The organism is Pseudomonas sp. B111, from assembly GCF_026428275.1.
Classification (GTDB): domain Bacteria; phylum Pseudomonadota; class Gammaproteobacteria; order Pseudomonadales; family Pseudomonadaceae; genus Pseudomonas; species Pseudomonas aeruginosa.
In genome coordinates this window covers 6,302,112-6,318,789 of record NZ_CP097857.1, presented here as the reverse complement: position 1 = coordinate 6,318,789, position 16,678 = coordinate 6,302,112, and the positions used below count along the sequence as shown (strand labels likewise).

The 16,678-nt window shown below is 63.5% G+C and carries 18 protein-coding genes; 12 read left to right on the top strand and 6 right to left on the bottom strand.

Annotated elements, in window-relative coordinates:
• Nucleotides 1-3 precede the first annotated feature (3 nt).
• A complete protein-coding gene (gene cysN, locus M6E97_RS29300) occupies nucleotides 4-1,905 on the top strand; it encodes a sulfate adenylyltransferase subunit CysN (RefSeq protein WP_034005147.1) in 1,902 nt (633 codons plus the stop codon).
• 73 nt (nucleotides 1,906-1,978) lie between these two features.
• On the opposite strand, the gene M6E97_RS29295 is transcribed toward cysN, so the two are convergent.
• Complete coding sequence (locus tag M6E97_RS29295) at nucleotides 1,979-2,425, bottom strand: YhcB family protein (protein WP_003094304.1); 447 nt, start codon at nucleotides 2,423-2,425, stop codon at nucleotides 1,979-1,981.
• A gap of 144 nt (nucleotides 2,426-2,569) precedes the next feature.
• On the opposite strand from M6E97_RS29295, the gene M6E97_RS29290 reads away from it, so the two are divergent.
• The 3 genes from M6E97_RS29290 to zapE all read left to right on the top strand — a co-directional run bounded on the left by M6E97_RS29290 (nucleotide 2,570) and on the right by zapE (nucleotide 5,802).
• The gene (locus M6E97_RS29290; RefSeq protein WP_034005145.1) at nucleotides 2,570-3,199 is read left to right on the top strand and encodes an alpha/beta hydrolase; all 630 of its coding nucleotides are present in this window, start codon (nucleotides 2,570-2,572) and stop codon (nucleotides 3,197-3,199) included.
• A 67-nt stretch (nucleotides 3,200-3,266) separates the two neighbouring features.
• Entirely contained in the window at nucleotides 3,267-4,613 is a 1,347-nt protein-coding gene (locus M6E97_RS29285; protein WP_003110030.1) for a tryptophan--tRNA ligase, read from the top strand.
• Nucleotides 4,614-4,707: 94 nt separating this feature from the next.
• A complete protein-coding gene (gene zapE / locus M6E97_RS29280; protein WP_003094297.1) occupies nucleotides 4,708-5,802 on the top strand; it encodes a cell division protein ZapE in 1,095 nt (364 codons plus the stop codon).
• A 64-nt stretch (nucleotides 5,803-5,866) separates the two neighbouring features.
• Here the strand turns inward: zapE and M6E97_RS29275 are convergent, their stop codons facing one another.
• On the bottom strand, nucleotides 5,867-6,829 hold the full coding sequence (locus M6E97_RS29275; protein ID WP_003110032.1) for a hypothetical protein: 963 nt from the start codon (nucleotides 6,827-6,829) through the stop codon (nucleotides 5,867-5,869).
• Between the two features lie 158 nt (nucleotides 6,830-6,987).
• Nucleotides 6,988-7,887: a GlxA family transcriptional regulator gene (locus M6E97_RS29270; protein WP_003120906.1), complete on the bottom strand. Its 900-nt coding sequence runs from the start codon at nucleotides 7,885-7,887 to the stop codon at nucleotides 6,988-6,990.
• Nucleotides 7,888-8,140: 253 nt separating this feature from the next.
• Between M6E97_RS29270 and M6E97_RS29265 the strand changes: the two genes are divergently transcribed.
• Entirely contained in the window at nucleotides 8,141-9,286 is a 1,146-nt protein-coding gene (locus M6E97_RS29265; RefSeq protein ID WP_003134747.1) for an acyl-CoA dehydrogenase family protein, read from the top strand.
• Nucleotides 9,287-9,370: 84 nt separating this feature from the next.
• On the opposite strand, the gene M6E97_RS29260 is transcribed toward M6E97_RS29265, so the two are convergent.
• Nucleotides 9,371-10,408 carry an NADP(H)-dependent aldo-keto reductase gene (locus tag M6E97_RS29260; protein ID WP_003094166.1) on the bottom strand — a complete coding sequence of 346 codons (1,038 nt, stop codon included), beginning with the start codon at nucleotides 10,406-10,408 and terminating at the stop codon, nucleotides 9,371-9,373.
• A 245-nt stretch (nucleotides 10,409-10,653) separates the two neighbouring features.
• Between M6E97_RS29260 and rplM the strand changes: the two genes are divergently transcribed.
• The 7 genes from rplM (at nucleotide 10,654) to M6E97_RS29225 (ending at nucleotide 15,447) form a co-directional block, all read left to right on the top strand.
• Entirely contained in the window at nucleotides 10,654-11,082 is a 429-nt protein-coding gene (gene rplM, locus M6E97_RS29255; protein ID WP_003094164.1) for a 50S ribosomal protein L13, read from the top strand.
• 14 nt (nucleotides 11,083-11,096) lie between these two features.
• Nucleotides 11,097-11,489: a 30S ribosomal protein S9 gene (gene rpsI / locus M6E97_RS29250; RefSeq protein WP_003098810.1), complete on the top strand. Its 393-nt coding sequence runs from the start codon at nucleotides 11,097-11,099 to the stop codon at nucleotides 11,487-11,489.
• Between the two features lie 249 nt (nucleotides 11,490-11,738).
• The gene (gene petA, locus M6E97_RS29245) at nucleotides 11,739-12,332 is read left to right on the top strand and encodes a ubiquinol-cytochrome c reductase iron-sulfur subunit (RefSeq protein ID WP_003100631.1); all 594 of its coding nucleotides are present in this window, start codon (nucleotides 11,739-11,741) and stop codon (nucleotides 12,330-12,332) included.
• Nucleotides 12,332-13,543, top strand: a complete 1,212-nt coding sequence (locus tag M6E97_RS29240; RefSeq protein ID WP_003094159.1) for a cytochrome b — start codon at nucleotides 12,332-12,334, stop codon at nucleotides 13,541-13,543. The genes petA and M6E97_RS29240 overlap by 1 nt, the downstream gene beginning before the upstream one ends.
• A complete protein-coding gene (locus tag M6E97_RS29235; protein ID WP_003094157.1) occupies nucleotides 13,543-14,325 on the top strand; it encodes a cytochrome c1 in 783 nt (260 codons plus the stop codon). The genes M6E97_RS29240 and M6E97_RS29235 overlap by 1 nt, the downstream gene beginning before the upstream one ends.
• An 85-nt stretch (nucleotides 14,326-14,410) precedes the next feature.
• Nucleotides 14,411-15,028, top strand: coding sequence for a glutathione S-transferase N-terminal domain-containing protein (locus M6E97_RS29230; RefSeq protein WP_003094155.1), 618 nt, complete (start codon nucleotides 14,411-14,413; stop codon nucleotides 15,026-15,028).
• An 11-nt stretch (nucleotides 15,029-15,039) separates the two neighbouring features.
• Nucleotides 15,040-15,447 carry a ClpXP protease specificity-enhancing factor gene (locus M6E97_RS29225; protein ID WP_003094153.1) on the top strand — a complete coding sequence of 136 codons (408 nt, stop codon included), beginning with the start codon at nucleotides 15,040-15,042 and terminating at the stop codon, nucleotides 15,445-15,447.
• Between the two features lie 56 nt (nucleotides 15,448-15,503).
• On the opposite strand, the gene M6E97_RS29220 is transcribed toward M6E97_RS29225, so the two are convergent.
• Both M6E97_RS29220 and M6E97_RS29215 read right to left on the bottom strand, forming a co-directional pair.
• Nucleotides 15,504-16,082 carry a BON domain-containing protein gene (locus M6E97_RS29220; RefSeq protein WP_003094151.1) on the bottom strand — a complete coding sequence of 193 codons (579 nt, stop codon included), beginning with the start codon at nucleotides 16,080-16,082 and terminating at the stop codon, nucleotides 15,504-15,506.
• Entirely contained in the window at nucleotides 16,079-16,672 is a 594-nt protein-coding gene (locus M6E97_RS29215) for a phosphoheptose isomerase (protein ID WP_003094149.1), read from the bottom strand. Before M6E97_RS29215 ends, M6E97_RS29220 begins: the two co-directional genes overlap by 4 nt.
• Between the last annotated feature and the right edge of the window lie 6 nt (nucleotides 16,673-16,678).

Here is a 16,678-nt window from a genome sequence, read left to right as displayed (position 1 = left end):
AGCATGTCTCATCAATCCGATCTGATCAGCGAGGACATCCTCGCCTACCTGGGGCAGCACGAACGCAAGGAACTGCTGCGCTTCCTTACCTGCGGCAACGTCGATGACGGCAAGAGCACCCTGATCGGGCGCCTGCTGCATGACTCCAAGATGATCTACGAGGATCACCTCGAGGCCATCACCCGCGACTCGAAGAAAGTCGGCACCACGGGCGACGATGTCGACCTGGCGCTGCTGGTCGACGGCCTGCAGGCCGAGCGTGAGCAGGGCATCACCATCGACGTGGCGTACCGCTACTTCAGCACCGCCAAGCGCAAGTTCATCATCGCCGACACGCCCGGTCATGAGCAGTACACCCGCAACATGGCCACCGGTGCCTCGACCTGCGACCTGGCGATCATCCTGATCGATGCCCGCTACGGCGTGCAGACCCAGACCCGCCGGCACAGTTTCATCGCGTCCCTGCTGGGCATCCGGCATATCGTGGTCGCCATCAACAAGATGGACCTGAAGGACTTCGACCAGGGTGTCTTCGAACAGATCAAGACCGACTACCTGGCCTTTGCCGAGAAGATCGGTCTGAAGACCAGTTCGCTGCACTTCGTGCCGATGTCGGCGCTCAAGGGCGACAACGTGGTCAACAAGTCCGAGCGTTCGCCCTGGTACGCCGGCCAGTCGCTGATGGAAATCCTCGAAACCGTCGAGATCGCAGCCGACCGCAACCTCGATGACATGCGCTTCCCGGTGCAGTACGTGAACCGGCCGAACCTGAACTTCCGCGGTTTCGCCGGCACCCTGGCCAGCGGCGTGGTGCGCAAGGGCGACGAGGTGGTGGCCTTGCCGTCGGGCAAGGGCAGCAAGGTGAAATCCATCGTCACCTTCGAGGGCGAACTGGAGCAGGCCGGTCCCGGCCAGGCCGTCACCCTGACCCTGGAAGACGAGATCGACGTTTCCCGCGGCGACATGCTGGTGCATGCCGACAATCGCCCGCTGGTCACCGACGGCTTCGATGCCATGCTGGTGTGGATGGCCGAGGAGCCGATGCTTCCGGGCAAGAAGTACGATATCAAGCGCGCTACCAGCTATGTGCCGGGTTCGATTCCGAGCATCGTCCACAAGGTGGACGTGAATACCCTGGAGCGGACCCCGGGCAGCGAGCTGAAGCTGAACGAGATCGCCAGGGTCAAGGTCAGCCTGGACGCGCCCATCGCGCTCGATGGCTATGAGCAGAACCGCACCACCGGCGCCTTCATCGTCATCGATCGCCTGACCAACGGCACCGTTGGCGCCGGCATGATCGTCTCCGCTCCGCCGGCGGCCCATGGCAGCAGCGCGCATCACGGTTCGAATGCCCATGTGACGCGCGAGGAGCGTGCCGGCCGCTTCGGCCAGCAGCCGGCGACCGTACTGTTCAGCGGCCTCTCCGGCGCCGGCAAGAGCACCCTGGCCTACGCCGTGGAGCGCAAGCTGTTCGATATGGGCCGCGCGGTCTACGTGCTGGACGGGCAGAACCTGCGCCACGACCTGAACAAGGGGTTGCCGCAGGACCGCGCCGGACGCACCGAGAACTGGCTGCGTACCGCCCATGTCGCCAAGCAGTTCAACGAGGCCGGGTTGATCAGCCTCTGCGCCTTCGTCGCGCCGAGCGCGGAAGGGCGCGAGCAGGCCAGGGCGCTGATCGGCGCCGAGCGCCTGATCACCGTCTATGTGCAGGCGTCGCCGCAGGTCTGCCGCGAGCGCGATCCCCAGGGGCTGTATGCGGCGGGCGAGGACAATATCCCCGGCGAGTCCTTCCCCTACGACGTGCCGCTGGATGCCGACCTGGTGATCGATACCCAGGCGCTGAGCGTCGAGGACGGCGTGAAGCAGGTGCTCGACCTGTTGCGCGAACGCCAGGCGATCTGATCGTCTCGCAGCCATGAAAAAGCCCCGCTGATGCGGGGCTTTTTCATGGGCGTCGGCAGGTTCGCGCAGCGCGTCAGTACTTGCCTTTCAGGCCGTAGGTGGCGTCGAGGGTGCCGGGGCTGTCCGGGCTCTTCGGCGCATAGTCCTTCGGCACTTCACCGGAGGCCGGCGGAGTCAGGCGCTCGCGGCGCTCGGCCGGGTAGGCCTCGTCGGCATGCAGCGCGGCCAGCAGGCGCTGGCGGGTCTGTTCGTCCAGGGCCAGACGCTGGGCGCCGTCGGAGAGGTGCTCCTGCACGTCCTGGTAGCTCTGGGTCAGCTTCTTCACGAGGCTGGCGGTGGTGTTGAAATGGGTCACGACTTCGCGCTGATAGCTGTCGAAGCGGTCCTGCAGGTCGTCCATCTGGCGTTGCACCTTGTTCGGCGCGGCGTTGGGCAGCAGGCGGGCGATCAGAAAACCGATGGCGACCCCGGCGACCAGGGCGAGGGCCGGCAGCAGCCAGGCGGTGAGCGACTGTTCCACGCGAATCCTTCCTCTATAGACGGCTTTGCTTTACGTTAACGGCTTGAGTCCGAGCTGTATACCACGGCACGCGAGTAAGTGCCTGTGTCGCTTGGAGTAATCTGCTAGACGAGTCGACCCGAGCCGGGGTCACGGAGTTCCTGTTTGTCTACCCGCGAAATCCCTGTATCCATCGATGGCCCCTGCGGGCCGCTGGAAGCCCTGCACCTCGATCTGCCCGATGCCCGCGGCATCGCCCTGGTCTGCCATCCGCACCCGCTGTTCGCCGGCACCATGCAGAACAAGGTGGTCGCCACTCTGCAACGCAGCGCCCGCGATGCCGGCCTGGCGACCCTGCGTTTCAACTTCCGTGGCGTTGGCCAGAGCGCTGGCAGCTATGGCGAGGGGGGCGGCGAGATCGACGACGCCGAGGCCGCCGCGCGCTGGTTGCTGGCACGCCATCCGGGGTTGCCGCTGACACTGATGGGCTTTTCCTTCGGCTCCTGCGTCGCCGGCAATCTGGCGGGTCGCCTGGAAGCGGAGGGCGTCGGGCTGGCGCGGCTGTTCATGATCGCGCCGCCGGTGGAACGCTTCGCGGTCAGCCTGCCTGCGCGTTGCCCGCTGACCGTGGTGCAGCCGGAGGATGACGACGTGGTCACGCCGGCCGCGGTATATGCCTGGAGCGAGTCCCTGGCACGACCGCACGAGCTGTTGCGGGTGGCGGAAAGCGGACATTTCTTCCATGGCAAGCTGATCGATCTGAAGGACCTGTTGCTGCCACGCCTGCAGGACTGACGTTGTCGCGCCGGCCCTGCTACCATCCGGCGCGCCATTCTTTTCTTTGCCTGACATCTGGTATCGCATGACTACTCGTATCCTGACCGGCATCACTCCTACCGGCACTCCGCACCTGGGCAACTACGCCGGCGCCATCCGCCCGGCGATCCTCGCCAGCCGTCGGAGCGACGTGGATTCGTTCTACTTCCTGGCGGACTACCACGCCTTGATCAAGTGCGACGATCCCGCTCGTATCCAGCGCTCGCGCCTGGAAATCGCCGCGACCTGGCTGGCCGGCGGCCTGGACGTCGAGCGTGCGACCTTCTACCGGCAGTCGGACATCCCCGAGATTCCCGAGCTGACCTGGTTGCTCACCTGCGTCAGTGCCAAGGGTCTGCTCAACCGCGCGCATGCCTACAAGGCCGCGGTGGACCGCAATGTCGAGGCTGGCGAAGACCCGGACGCCGGCGTGACCATGGGCCTCTACAGCTATCCGGTGCTGATGGCCGCGGACATCCTGATGTTCAACGCGCACAAGATCCCGGTCGGCCGCGACCAGGTGCAGCACGTGGAGATGGCCCGCGACATCGGCCAGCGTTTCAACCACCTGTTCGGCAACGGCCGCGAGTTCTTCGTCCTGCCCGAAGCGGTGATCGAGGAAAACGTCGCCACCCTGCCGGGCCTGGACGGGCGCAAGATGTCCAAGAGCTACGACAACACCATCCCGCTGTTCAGCCCGTCCAGGCAGCTCAAGGACGCCATCGCACGCATCGTCACCGACTCGCGCGCGCCGGGCGAGCCGAAGGACCCGGACAGTTCGCACCTGTTCCTTCTTTACTCGGCCTTCGCCAGTGCCGAACAGGTCGCCGCGTTCCGCCAGGAACTGCTCGACGGCCTGGCCTGGGGCGAAGCCAAGCAGCGCCTGTTCCAGTTGCTCGACAACGAACTGGGCGAGGCTCGCGAGCGTTACCAGGCGCTGATCGCCAAGCCCGACGATATCGAGGACATTCTCCTCGCCGGCGCCGCCAAGGCGCGCCGCATCGCCACCCCATTCATCGCCGAGTTGCGCGAGGCAGTCGGCCTGCGCTCACTGCGCGAGCCGCTGAAAAGTACCGAGAGCGGCAAGAAGAAGGCCGCCAAGGCTGCGCGCCTGGTCAGCTTCCGCGACGACGACGGCAGCTTCCGCTTCCGCCTGCTGGACGCCGCCGGCGAACAGCTGCTGCTGTCCCGCGCCTTCGCCGACGGCAAGGCCGCCGGTGCGGTGAGCAAGCGCCTGCTGGCTGGCGAGACTGCTGACCTGCGGGCCGAGGGCAATGCCTTTGGCCTGTGGCTGGATGGCGAGGCGGTGGCGCAGAGCCCGGCCTTCGCCAACGCCGCCGCCCGTGACGCCGCCATCGAGCGCACCCGCGAAGCGCTGGCACCGCAGGAGTAGGCAGCCCCGGTACATCCTCGACGGATGGCCGATTGCCAAGAGACGGGGTCGTCGCTAAAGTGACGGCCCCGTTTTCGTTGCATTGCTACCGATCATGACGCCCCTCGAGCGCTACCAGGCCGATCTCCAACGCCCCGATTTCTTCCACGATGCCGCACAGGCGAATGCCGTGAAGCATCTGCAACGCCTCTACGATGACCTGGTCGCCGCCGACCACGCCAAGCCCGGCCTGTTCGGCAAGCTGCTCGGCAGGAAGTCCGGCGGGCCGGTGAAGGGCCTGTATTTCTGGGGCGGCGTCGGCCGTGGCAAGACCTACCTGGTGGACACTTTCTTCGAGTCGCTGCCGTTCGAGCAGAAGGTGCGCACGCACTTCCACCGCTTCATGAAGCGGGTGCACGAAGAACTGAAGACCCTCAAGGGCGAGAAGAACCCGCTGACCATCATCGGCAAGCGCTTCGCCGACGAGGCGCGGGTGATCTGCTTCGACGAGTTCTTCGTCTCCGACATCACCGATGCGATGATCCTCGCCACCCTGCTGGAAGAGCTGTTCAAGAACGGCGTGAGCCTGGTGGCGACCTCCAACATCGTGCCGGACGGCCTGTACAAGGACGGCCTGCAACGCGCCCGTTTCCTGCCGGCGATCGCCCTGCTCAAGGAGCATACCGAGATCGTCAACGTCGATAGCGGCGTCGACTATCGCCTGCGCGCGCTGGAGCAGGCCGAGCTGTTCCACTGGCCGCTCAGTGAACAGGTCGAGGAGGAGATGGCGCGCAGCTTCAAGGCCCTGACCCCGGACTGTGCCAAGGCCCAGCGCGACGAGGCGCTGATGATCGAGAACCGCGAGATCCGCGCGCGCCTGACCTGCGACGACGTGGCCTGGTTCGAATTCCGCGAGCTGTGCGACGGCCCGCGCAGCCAGAACGACTACATCGAGCTGGCGAAGATTTTCCACGCCGTGCTGATCTCCAACGTCGAGCAGATGGGCGTCACCAAGGACGACATGGCGCGGCGTTTCATCAACCTGGTGGATGAGTTCTACGACCGCAGCGTCAAGCTGATCATCTCCGCCGAGGTCGAGCTAAAGGATCTCTACAGCGGCGGCCGGCTGGAGTTCGAATTCCAGCGCACCCTCAGTCGTCTGCTGGAAATGCAGTCCCACGAATACCTGACGCGTCCGCACCGGCCCTGATCCGGGGCGGAAACGAGAAAGGGGTTGCCGATGGCAACCCCTTTTTTCATGGACGCGCGGCGTTTCAGCGCTGCGCGGTGTTCTGCTCGAAGCCGGCGAGGAGCTTCTTCGCATGGGCCACTTCGAGGGCTTCCATGGCGTTGATCGGCTTGATCGCCACGGCCTGCTTCAGTTGGGCGATGGCCTTCTCCCGCTCGTCGTCGCCGTATACGTAGGTCAGCGCGTTGGCGTACTCGTAGTGGCCGATCGGCAGGTCGTTGGCCTGGCGGAAGGAGCGGGCGAAGTACTGTTCCATCTTGTCGGCGCTGACCCCGTAGGTCATCTTGCCGACCAGCTTGCCGACCTTGCGGATCACTCCCGCCTCGTAGCCGCCGTAGAGCGCCAGGGCGAACGGCTGGTTGGGTTGCCTGGCCAGGAGGGCGTCCAGTTCCTTGGGGATTTCGCTGGTATAGCCGCGCTTGAGCACTACCGGTACCGATAGCTCCTCGGCCAGGCGCGCCTTGGCGTAGACGCTGCCGAACTGGGCGACGATATCGGCCTTGACCAGCGGGCCGGCCTGTTCGGTGTAGTCGATGACCTCTTCGAGCAGGCGCTGTTTCTCCGCCTGGTCGGGAGCCAGGAACATGGCGTAGAGCACCTGGGCGAACATCGCCGGTACCTGGCCGCCGACTCCCAGGGCTAGTCCCTGCTCCTTGGCCTTGGCGTAGTCGCCGCGGAACAGCAGGCGCCAGACATCCTGCAGGCGCGCCGCATATTGCGCGGCCTCTTCCGGCTTGCCGGTGAAGCCGGTGCCGGCCTTCACGGTCTTTTCCAGGGCATCCGGATGGGCGGTCGCCATGTTCACCACCCAGTCGGCGTCCGGATAGGGATAGTCGCCGAAGCCGCGGGTCAGGCGCGGCCAGGCTTCCTTCAACTTGTCGCCTGGATAGTCATAGGCGCTCTGGTCGTAGGGGAAGGCTTTCCAGTTGTCGGCGGCCATAGCATTCATACCGAAGAGGGCCAGGAAGGCGAGCAGATAAAGGCGCATGGCAAAGGTCCGTTCTTGTCGTTGTTCGGAACGCCCGCGTCTGCGGCGGGCCTGCGGGTTCATGAGAACCCGCGAAGGCCGACCTGGCTACCTATCCTAGGTTCTGTAGGGAAAGCGCCGGCGCCGATGCCGTTCGGGCAGGCCCGGCGATGTCCGGCTCAGCTTTCCTTCTGCATGAACTGGCGACGGTAATGGTGGGGAGAGAGTTCGGTGTGCTGGCGGAACAGGCGGGCGAAGAAGCTGGCGTCGTCGTAGCCGACCTCGTAGCTGATCGTCTTGATGCTCTTGCGCGTGCTCGAGAGCATGCCCTTGGCGGTCTCGATCCGCAGTCGCTGCAGGTAGTGCAGCGGCTTGTCGCCGGTAGCGGCCTGGAAGCGCCGCATGAAGTTGCGGATGCTCATGCCGTGGTCGCGGGCGACATCCTCGAAACGGAACTTGTCGGCGAAGTGGTCTTCCAGCCATTGCTGGATCTGCAGGATCGTCGGGTCATGATGCAGCTTCTGTCCGCCGAAGCCGATACGCCCTGGGGTGTAGCTGCGCTGTACTTCGTAGAGGGTATCCCGGGCCACCGCCTGGGCCACCGATCCGCCGCAGAAACGCTCGATCAGATAGATGTAGAGGTCGCAGGCGGAGGTGACGCCGCTGGCGCAGAACAGGTCGTCGGCATCGGTCAGGTGCTTCTCCTGGTTGAGCAGCACGTTCGGGAAGCGTTCGGCGAATTCCCGATAGAAGCGCCAGTAGGTGGTCGCTTCCTTGCCATCCAGCAGGCCTGCCTGGGCCAGCCAGAAAACCCCGGTCGCCTCGCCGCAGAGGGCGGTTCCCTCGGCATGGCTGCGGCGCAACCAGGGAACGATTTGCGGATAGCGCCGTTCGAGCGCGTCGAAGTCGCCCCAGAAGGCGGGCAGGACCACGATATCGCAGGCGGCGAGGGGACCGTCGACGGCGATGCTGTCGCCGCTGAAGCTGCGTACCGGCTGGCCGTCGGGGCTGAGGATGCGGGTGCGGAAGGCCGGCTGGAGACCGAGGCCCTGCTGCTTGCCGTGGCGCAGGCTGGCCATGTGGAAGAAGTCCTTGGCCTGCATCAGGGTCGAGGCGAAGACGCCGTCGATGGCGACGATGCCGACATGTTTCAGCACCGGAGCGGATTGAGCGCGCATGGATTTTTATCGTTGTTGTGAGTAAGGGAAAGCGGTCAAAAGGCGGCTGGATCGTCTTATTTTTTGGCGCAACTGTCCAGTGCGTCGGTCGGGGCATTTCCCTACAGTCGAAGACCTGCCGCGTGCAGCCAACCCGATCCCAGACCGTTTCCAGGTGACCACGATGATACCGAGAACCCTGTTCAGCTCCGACCACGAACTGTTTCGCGACAGCGTGCGCAAGTTCCTCGAACAGGAAGCCGTGCCTTTCCATCACCAATGGGAAAAGGATGGGCATGTCGACCGCGCGCTCTGGAACAAGGCCGGCGAGGCCGGAATGCTCTGTTCGCACCTGCCGGAAGAGTATGGCGGGATGGGCGCGGACTTCCTCTACAGCGCCGTGGTCATCGAAGAGATCGGTCGGGCCGGCCTGACCGGGATCGGTTTCTCCCTGCATTCGGACATCGCTGCGCCCTACATCCTCCACTACGGCAGCGAGGCGCTGAAGCGCAAGTACCTGCCGAAGCTGGTATCCGGCGAGATGGTCGCGGCCATCGCCATGACCGAGCCGGGGGCCGGTTCCGACCTGCAAGGGGTGAAGACCACGGCGGTACTGGATGGCGACGAGTACGTCATCAATGGTTCGAAGACCTTCATCACCAACGGCTTCCTCGCCGACCTGGTGATCGTGGTGGCGAAGACCGATCCGAAGGCTGGCGCCAAGGGCATAAGCCTGTTCGTGGTCGAGGCGGGTACGCCGGGCTTCAGCAAGGGCAAGCGCCTGGAGAAGGTCGGGATGAAGGCCCAGGACACCTCCGAGCTGTTCTTCCAGGATGTGCGGATTCCCCGGGAGAACCTGCTCGGCAAGGACGGCCAGGGATTCATCTACCTGATGCAGGAGCTGCCGCAGGAGCGCCTGACCGTTGGTATCGGCGCGCTGGCGTCGGCCGAGGCGGCCCTGCAATGGACGCTCGACTACACTCGCGAGCGCAAGGCGTTCGGCAAGTCGGTGGCGGACTTCCAGAATACCCGCTTCAAGCTTGCCGAGATGGCTACCGAGATCCAGGTCGGCCGGGTCTTCGTCGATCGCTGCATGGAGCTGCATCTCCAGGGCAAGCTGGACGTACCCACCGCCGCCATGTGCAAGTACTGGACGACAGACCTGCAATGCAAGGTGCTCGACGAATGCGTGCAGTTGCACGGCGGCTACGGCTTCATGTGGGAATATCCGGTGGCGCGGGCCTGGGCTGATGCCCGGGTACAGCGGATCTACGCCGGTACCAACGAGATCATGAAGGAGATCATCGCGCGGGCCCTGTGAGGCGCTCCTGGCCACCGGGAGGGGCGAACGAGCGCATCGCGCGGTTGTCCGCCGAACCCGCGGCAGCGCCAGGCCCCTGGAGCCTCAGGGAGCCGGGTTCGGTTGCTCCCGGTGGATCGCATCGATACCGGCGAGCACCTCCTCGTCCAGCCTCAGGTCGACGCTGCCGAGGTTGGTTTCCAGCTGTTCCAGCGAGGTCGCGCCGATGATGTTGCTGGTCACGAACGGCCGCGAAGTGACGTAGGCCAGTGCCATCTGCGCCGGTTCCAGTCCATGTTCGCGGGCCAGCGCCACGTAGCGCGCGCAGGCCGCTTCCGCCTGCGGGTTGGTGTAGCGGGTGAAGCGACTGTAGAGACTGATGCGCGCGTTGGCCGGGCGGGCGCCGTCCGCGTACTTGCCGGAAAGCATGCCGAAGGCCATCGGCGAGTAGGCCAACAGGCCGCACTGCTCGCGGATGGCGATTTCCGCCAGGCCCACCTCGAAGCTGCGGTTGAGCAGGTTGTAGGGGTTCTGGATCGATACCGCGCGCGGCCAGCCGCGCTCCTCGGCGAGCCTGAGGAAGGTCATGGTGCCCCAGGGTGTCTCGTTGGACAGGCCGATGTGGCGGATCTTGCCGGCGCGCACCTGCTCGTCGAGCACTTCCAGGGTTTCCTCCAGCGGTGTGAAGCTCTCTTCCTGGTGCTGGTAGCCGAGCTGGCCGAAGAAGTTGGTCCGCCGCTCCGGCCAGTGCAACTGGTAGAGGTCCAGCCAGTCTGTCTGCAGGCGCTCCAGGCTGGCATCGAGGGCGGCGACGATGTGCTGGCGGTTGAACTTGAGGTTGCCGTCGCGCACATGGCTGATGCCGTTGCCGGGGCCGGCGATCTTGCTAGCGAGGATCCAGTCGGCGCGGTCGCCGCTGCGGCGGAACCAGTTGCCGATGATGCGCTCGGTGCTGGCGTAGGTCTCGGCGCGGGGCGGCACCGGATACATTTCGGCGGTATCCATGAAATTGATCCCGGCGGCCTTGGCCCTGGCGATCTGGGCGAAGGCGTCCTGCTCGCTGTTCTGCTCGCCCCAGGTCATGGTGCCGAGGCAGAGGGCGCTGACTTTCAGATCGGTGCGGCCGAGCGGGCGATACTCCATGCGGGTGTCCTCGTGAAATTAAGTGGTTAATGCGGTTGTAAATTCTGGCGAAATCTGCATAATTCCGCAGCCTTTCATCGGTGGGGGATGCCAAGCCTGCCGATCGATGTATCTAGTCGTTACGGACGCACACCGACCCGAGCCCCAATTCGTGTCTGTTTTCGGCTGTCCTTGACTTGTCAAGGCAACCACTGTCCAGTAAGATTCGCCGTCTTATTTTCAGGCGGCCCCTGAGGCTATAACGAATGAAAACCTATACCGCGAAACCGGAAACTGTACAGCGCGACTGGTTCGTCGTCGACGCTGCCGGCCAGACCCTGGGTCGTCTGGCGACCGAAATTGCCCGCCGCCTGCGTGGCAAGCACAAGCCTGAGTACACTCCGCACGTTGACACCGGCGACTACATCGTCGTCATCAACGCCGAGCAGGTGCGTGTGACCGGTGCCAAGACCACCGACAAGATGTACTACCACCACTCCGGCTTCCCGGGCGGCATCAAGTCGATCAACTTCGAGAAGCTGATCGCCAAGGCCCCTGAGCGCGTCATCGAGACCGCTGTAAAAGGCATGCTGCCGAAGAACCCTCTGGGTCGCGATATGTATCGCAAGCTGAAGGTGTACAAGGGTGCCAGCCACCCGCACACCGCTCAGCAGCCCCAAGAACTGAAGATTTAACGGGATAGCTCATTATGTCGGCGACTCAAAATTACGGCACTGGCCGTCGTAAGACCGCTACCGCTCGCGTCTTCCTGCGTCCGGGTACTGGCAAGATTTCCATCAACAACCGTGGTCTCGATCAGTTCTTCGGTCGTGAAACCGCTCGCATGGTCGTGCGTCAGCCGCTCGAGCTGACCGAGACCGTCGAGAAGTTCGACATCTTCGTTACCGTCGTTGGCGGTGGCGTAAGCGGTCAGGCCGGTGCGATCCGTCACGGCATCACCCGTGCCCTGATCGAGTACGACGAAACCCTGCGTAGCTCGCTGCGCAAGGCCGGCTACGTGACTCGCGATGCCCGTGAAGTCGAGCGTAAGAAAGTCGGTCTGCGTAAAGCGCGTAAGCGTCCGCAGTACTCCAAGCGTTAATTCGACGCTTGCTGAAAAACGCCCACCTCTTCGGAGCTGGGCGTTTTTTTATGTCTACGCTTTAACTCTGCGGCAAGGTGTCGCATGGCCGAAGGGCGCGCCCTACAAGGGTTTCGGGCGTTTTGTGTCAGGCTATTACCTTGTCATCAAAGGGGGTTTTCTTTACCATTTGGCGAATTTTTTGCGCGGCTCGAATTTTTACTTAAAGGCCTGATTAGAACAGGTCTGAAGCTGATGGGAGACGACTGAATGAGTAATGACGGCGTGAATGCAGGCCGGCGTCGCTTCCTCGTCGCGGCCACCTCTGTGGTTGGCGCGGCGGGAGCGGTGGGTGCTGCGGTCCCGTTCGTAGGGTCATGGTTCCCCAGTGCCAAAGCCAAGGCTGCTGGCGCGCCGGTGCAGGTGAACGTGGGCAAGATCGATCCAGGTCAGCAGATCATCGCTGAATGGCGCGGCAAGCCTGTATTCATCGTGCACCGCACGAAGGAGATGCTGGACGCCCTGCCGAGCCTCGAAGGACAACTGGCCGACCCGGACTCCAAGGCCTCGGAGCAGCCGGAGTACGTCGATCCCAAGCTTCGCTCGATCAAGCCGGAACTGGCGGTGATCGTCGGCATCTGCACCCACCTGGGCTGCTCGCCGACCTTCCGTCCCGAAGTCGCCCCCGCCGACCTCGGTCCGGACTGGAAGGGCGGCTACTTCTGCCCTTGCCACGGCTCCCACTACGACCTCGCCGGTCGTGTCTACAAAGGCCAGCCAGCGCCGCTGAACCTGCCGATTCCGCCTTATACGTTCGATGCTGACGACGTCATCACCATCGGCGTGGACCAGGAGAAAGCCTGATGAACAAGTTCATGGCTTGGGTCGATGCGCGTTTTCCCGCGACCAAGATGTGGGAAGACCATCTGAGCAAGTACTACGCACCGAAGAACTTCAACTTCTGGTATTTCTTCGGTTCCCTGGCGCTGCTGGTGCTGGTCAACCAGATCCTCACCGGCATCTGGCTGACCATGAGCTTCACGCCGTCGGCCGAAGAGGCGTTCGCTTCCGTCGAATACATCATGCGCGATGTCGACTACGGCTGGATCATTCGCTACATGCACTCCACCGGTGCATCGGCGTTCTTCATCGTGGTCTACCTGCACATGTTCCGCGGCCTGCTCTACGGCTCCTATCAGAAGCCGCGCGAGCTGGTGTGGATCTTCGGCATGCTGATCTACCTGGCGCTGATGGCCGAGGCCTTCATGGGCTACCTGCTGCCTTGGGGTCAGATGTCCTACTGGGGCGCCCAGGTGATCATTTCCCTGTTCGGCGCGATTCCGGTGGTCGGCGAAGACCTGGCCCAGTGGATCCGCGGTGACTTCCTGATCTCCGGCATCACCCTGAACCGCTTCTTCGCCCTGCATGTGATCGCCCTGCCGATCGTCCTGCTCGGCCTGGTCGTGCTGCACATCCTGGCGCTGCACGAAGTCGGTTCGAACAACCCGGACGGCGTTGACATCAAGAAGAAGAAGGACGAGAACGGCGTACCGCTGGACGGCATCGCGTTCCATCCGTACTACACCGTGAAGGATATCGTCGGTGTGGTGGTGTTCCTGTTCATCTTCTGCACCGTGATCTTCTTCTTCCCGGAAATGGGCGGCTACTTCCTCGAGAAGCCCAACTTCGAGATGGCCAACCAGTTCAAGACCCCCGAGCACATCGCTCCGGTCTGGTACTTCACCCCGTTCTACGCGATCCTCCGCGCGGTTCCGGACAAGCTGATGGGTGTGGTGGCGATGGGTGCGGCGATCGCCGTGCTGTTCGTCCTGCCGTGGCTGGATCGCAGCCCGGTTCGCTCGATCCGCTACAAGGGCTGGCTGAGCAAGCTGTGGCTGGTGATCTTCGCGGTGTCCTTCGTGATCCTCGGCTACTACGGCGCCCAGGCTCCGAGCCCGCTGGGTACTACCCTGTCGCGCGTTTGCACCGTCCTGTATTTCGCCTTCTTCATCCTGATGCCGTTCTACACCCGGATGGAGAAGACCAAACCGGTTCCGGAAAGGGTGACTGGCTGATGAAAAAGCAATTCGCTGCACTGATTCTGGCGGTACTGCCAGTCCTGGGTTTCGCCGCTGGCGGCCATGGGCCGCAACTGGATCATGTCGATATCGACCTGACCGACAAGGCGGCCATGCAGGATGGCGCGCGTACCTTCGCCAACTACTGCATGGGCTGCCATAGCGCCAAGTTCCAGCGTTACGAGCGTGTCGCCACCGACCTGGGCATTCCTGCCGATCTGATGATGGAGAAGCTGGTGTTCACCGGCGCCAAGATCGGCGACCACATGGACATCGGCATGAAGCCGGCCGACGCCAAGACCTGGTTCGGCGCCGCTCCGCCGGATCTGACCCTGGTTGCCCGCGTACGCGGCACCGACTGGCTGTACAGCTACCTGCGCTCGTTCTACGAGGATCCCAAGCGTCCGTGGGGCGTGAACAACGTGATCTTCCCCAACGTCGGCATGCCGAACGTCCTGGCGCCCCTGCAGGGACGCCAGGTGATCGGCTGCAAGCAGGTACAGGTGGTCGAGGATGGCAAGAAGCAGTTCGATCCGTTGACCGGTACCCCGCTGACTCACGAAGCTTGTGACCAGTTGACCGTGGTGCCGAAGACCGGCGAACTGAACGAAGCTCAGTTCGACGAGAAGGTCAAGAACCTGGTGACCTTCCTGGCCTATTCGGCCAACCCGAACAAGCTGGCCTCCGAGCGTATCGGTACCTACGTCCTGCTCTACCTGGCCTTCTTCTTCGTATTCGCCTATCTCCTCAAGCGCGAGTACTGGAAGGACGTGCACTAACCCGCACGTTGGTCTTCGAAGCGCGCGCCCTACGGGGCGCGCGCGTCTTTTCACCTCCCACAAGTCGACCTGCGAGGAGGGCTCCATGGCTTCAATCAACAAGCTGACCTGCTATTCCGACCCTGCCGATCATTACTGCCATCGCATCCGCCTGGTCCTGGCCGAGAAGAACGTGGCGGTAGAGGTGATCGATATCGAGGCGGGCCGCTGTCCGCCGATGCTGGCGGAGGTCAACCCCTACGGCAGCGTACCGACCCTGGTCGATCGCGACCTGGCGCTGTACGAGCCGACGGTGGTCATGGAATACCTCGATGAACGCTATCCGCATCCGCCGCTTCTGCCCGATTATCCGGTGAAGCGTGCCAACAGCCGCCTGTTGATCCATCGTATCCAGCGGGACTGGTGTTCCCTGGTGGACCGGATCCTGGATGCGCGCAGCAAGGAGGCCGAGCGGGTCCAGGCGCGCAAGGAGTTGCGCGAGAGCCTGACCGGGGTTTCCCCGCTGTTCGCCGACAAGGCATATTTCCTCAGCGAGGATTTCAGCCTGGTGGATTGCTGCCTGTTGCCGATCCTCTGGCGTCTGCCGCTGCTGGGCATCGAGTTGCCGCGGCAGGCCAAGCCGTTGCTCGACTATATGGAGCGCGGATTCGCCCGGGAAAGCTTCCGGGCCAGCCTGTCTTCCGTTGAACGAGATATGCGTTAAGGAACATGAAGATGAATTCCAGCCGTCCCTATCTGGTCCGCGCGCTCTATGAATGGATCGTCGACAACGATTGCACGCCGCATATCCTGGTGAACGCAGAGTTCGCCGGGGTAAAGGTGCCTCCGGGCTATGCCAGCGATGGGCAGATCGTGCTCAATGTCTCGCCCTCTGCCGTGCGGCATCTGCACATGGACAACGAGGCGGTCAGCTTCGAGGGGCGTTTCGGCGGCGTGGCGCAGAGCCTGTACATTCCAGCGCTGGCGGTAATGGCCATCTACGCCCGGGAAAACGGCCAGGGCATGGTCTTCGATCTGGAGCAGCCGGGTCCGGTGGACGACGAGCCGGGCGATGACGATGGCGGACCGTCCGATGAGCCGCCGCGTCCCAGTGGCAGGCCATCCCTGAAGGTGGTCAAGTAAACGGCGAGCAATGAAAAAGGCGATCGAAGGATCGCCTTTTTTTCGTTCGCTGTTCTTCAGTTTATGTATTCGAACAGCTTGACGATCTTCTGCACCCCGTCGACGCCCTGGGCGACGCGGACAGCCTGGGCGGCTTCCTGCTGGTTGACCAGGCCCATCATGTAGACGATGCCGTTCTCGGTGACCACCTTGATCCGCGACGAGGGCACGTTGGGATCGCTGAGCATCTGGGTCTTCAGCTTGGTGGTGATCCAGGCGTCGTTGTTGCGGGCGAGCAGGGAGGAGGGCGAGGTCACCTGCAGTTCGTTATGCACGTTCTTGACCTTCTGCACCGTGCGTGCGGCCTGCTCGGCCTTGCTCTTGAGGTCGGCGCGCGGGGTCTGGCCGGCGATCAGCACGATGCCGTTGTAGCTGACCACGACGATGTGAGAGTCCTTGTCCAGGGCCGGATCGGCCTTGGCGATGTTCACCGCGGCCTTGGTCTCGATCAGCGAGTCGTCGATCTTGCTGCCGATGGTTCGGGTCCCGCGATCGTCGTCGATCGGTTTGTCCCGGGTGGCGCTGAGGAAACTGCTGCAGCCTCCCAGGGCCAGGCTCAGGGCCAGGGTGGCGGCGACGAAGGCGGTACGGCTCATTCTTCACTCCCGAACAGTTGGCGGTCGATCAGGTCGCAGAGGCAGTGGATGGCCAGGAGGTGGACTTCCTGGATGCGTGCGGTGATCTTGGAAGGAACGCGGATCTCCACGTCTTCCGGCAGCAGCAGCGAAGCCATGCCGCCACCGTCGCGGCCGGTCAGGGCGACCACCAGCATCTCGCGGTCGTGGGCAGCCTGGATGGCCTGGATCACGTTGGCCGAATTGCCGCTGGTGGAAATCGCCAGCAGGACGTCGCCCGGCTGGCCCAGGGCGCGGATCTGCTTGGAGAAGACTTCGTTGTAGCTGTAGTCGTTGGCGATCGAGGTGATGGTCGAGCTGTCGGTGGTCAGGGCCACGGCCGGCAGGCTCGGACGTTCGCGCTCGAAGCGGTTGAGCAGTTCGGAGGAGAAGTGCTGGGCATCGCCGGCCGAGCCGCCATTGCCGCAGGAGAGGATCTTGCCCTCGTTGAGCAGCGCATTGACCATCACCAGGCTGGCTTGCTCGATATAGGGAGGCAGTACTTCCAGCGCCTGCTGCTTGGTCTCGATGCTGGCCTGGAAGAGCTGGCGGATACGGTGTTGCATGTCCATCGGTAA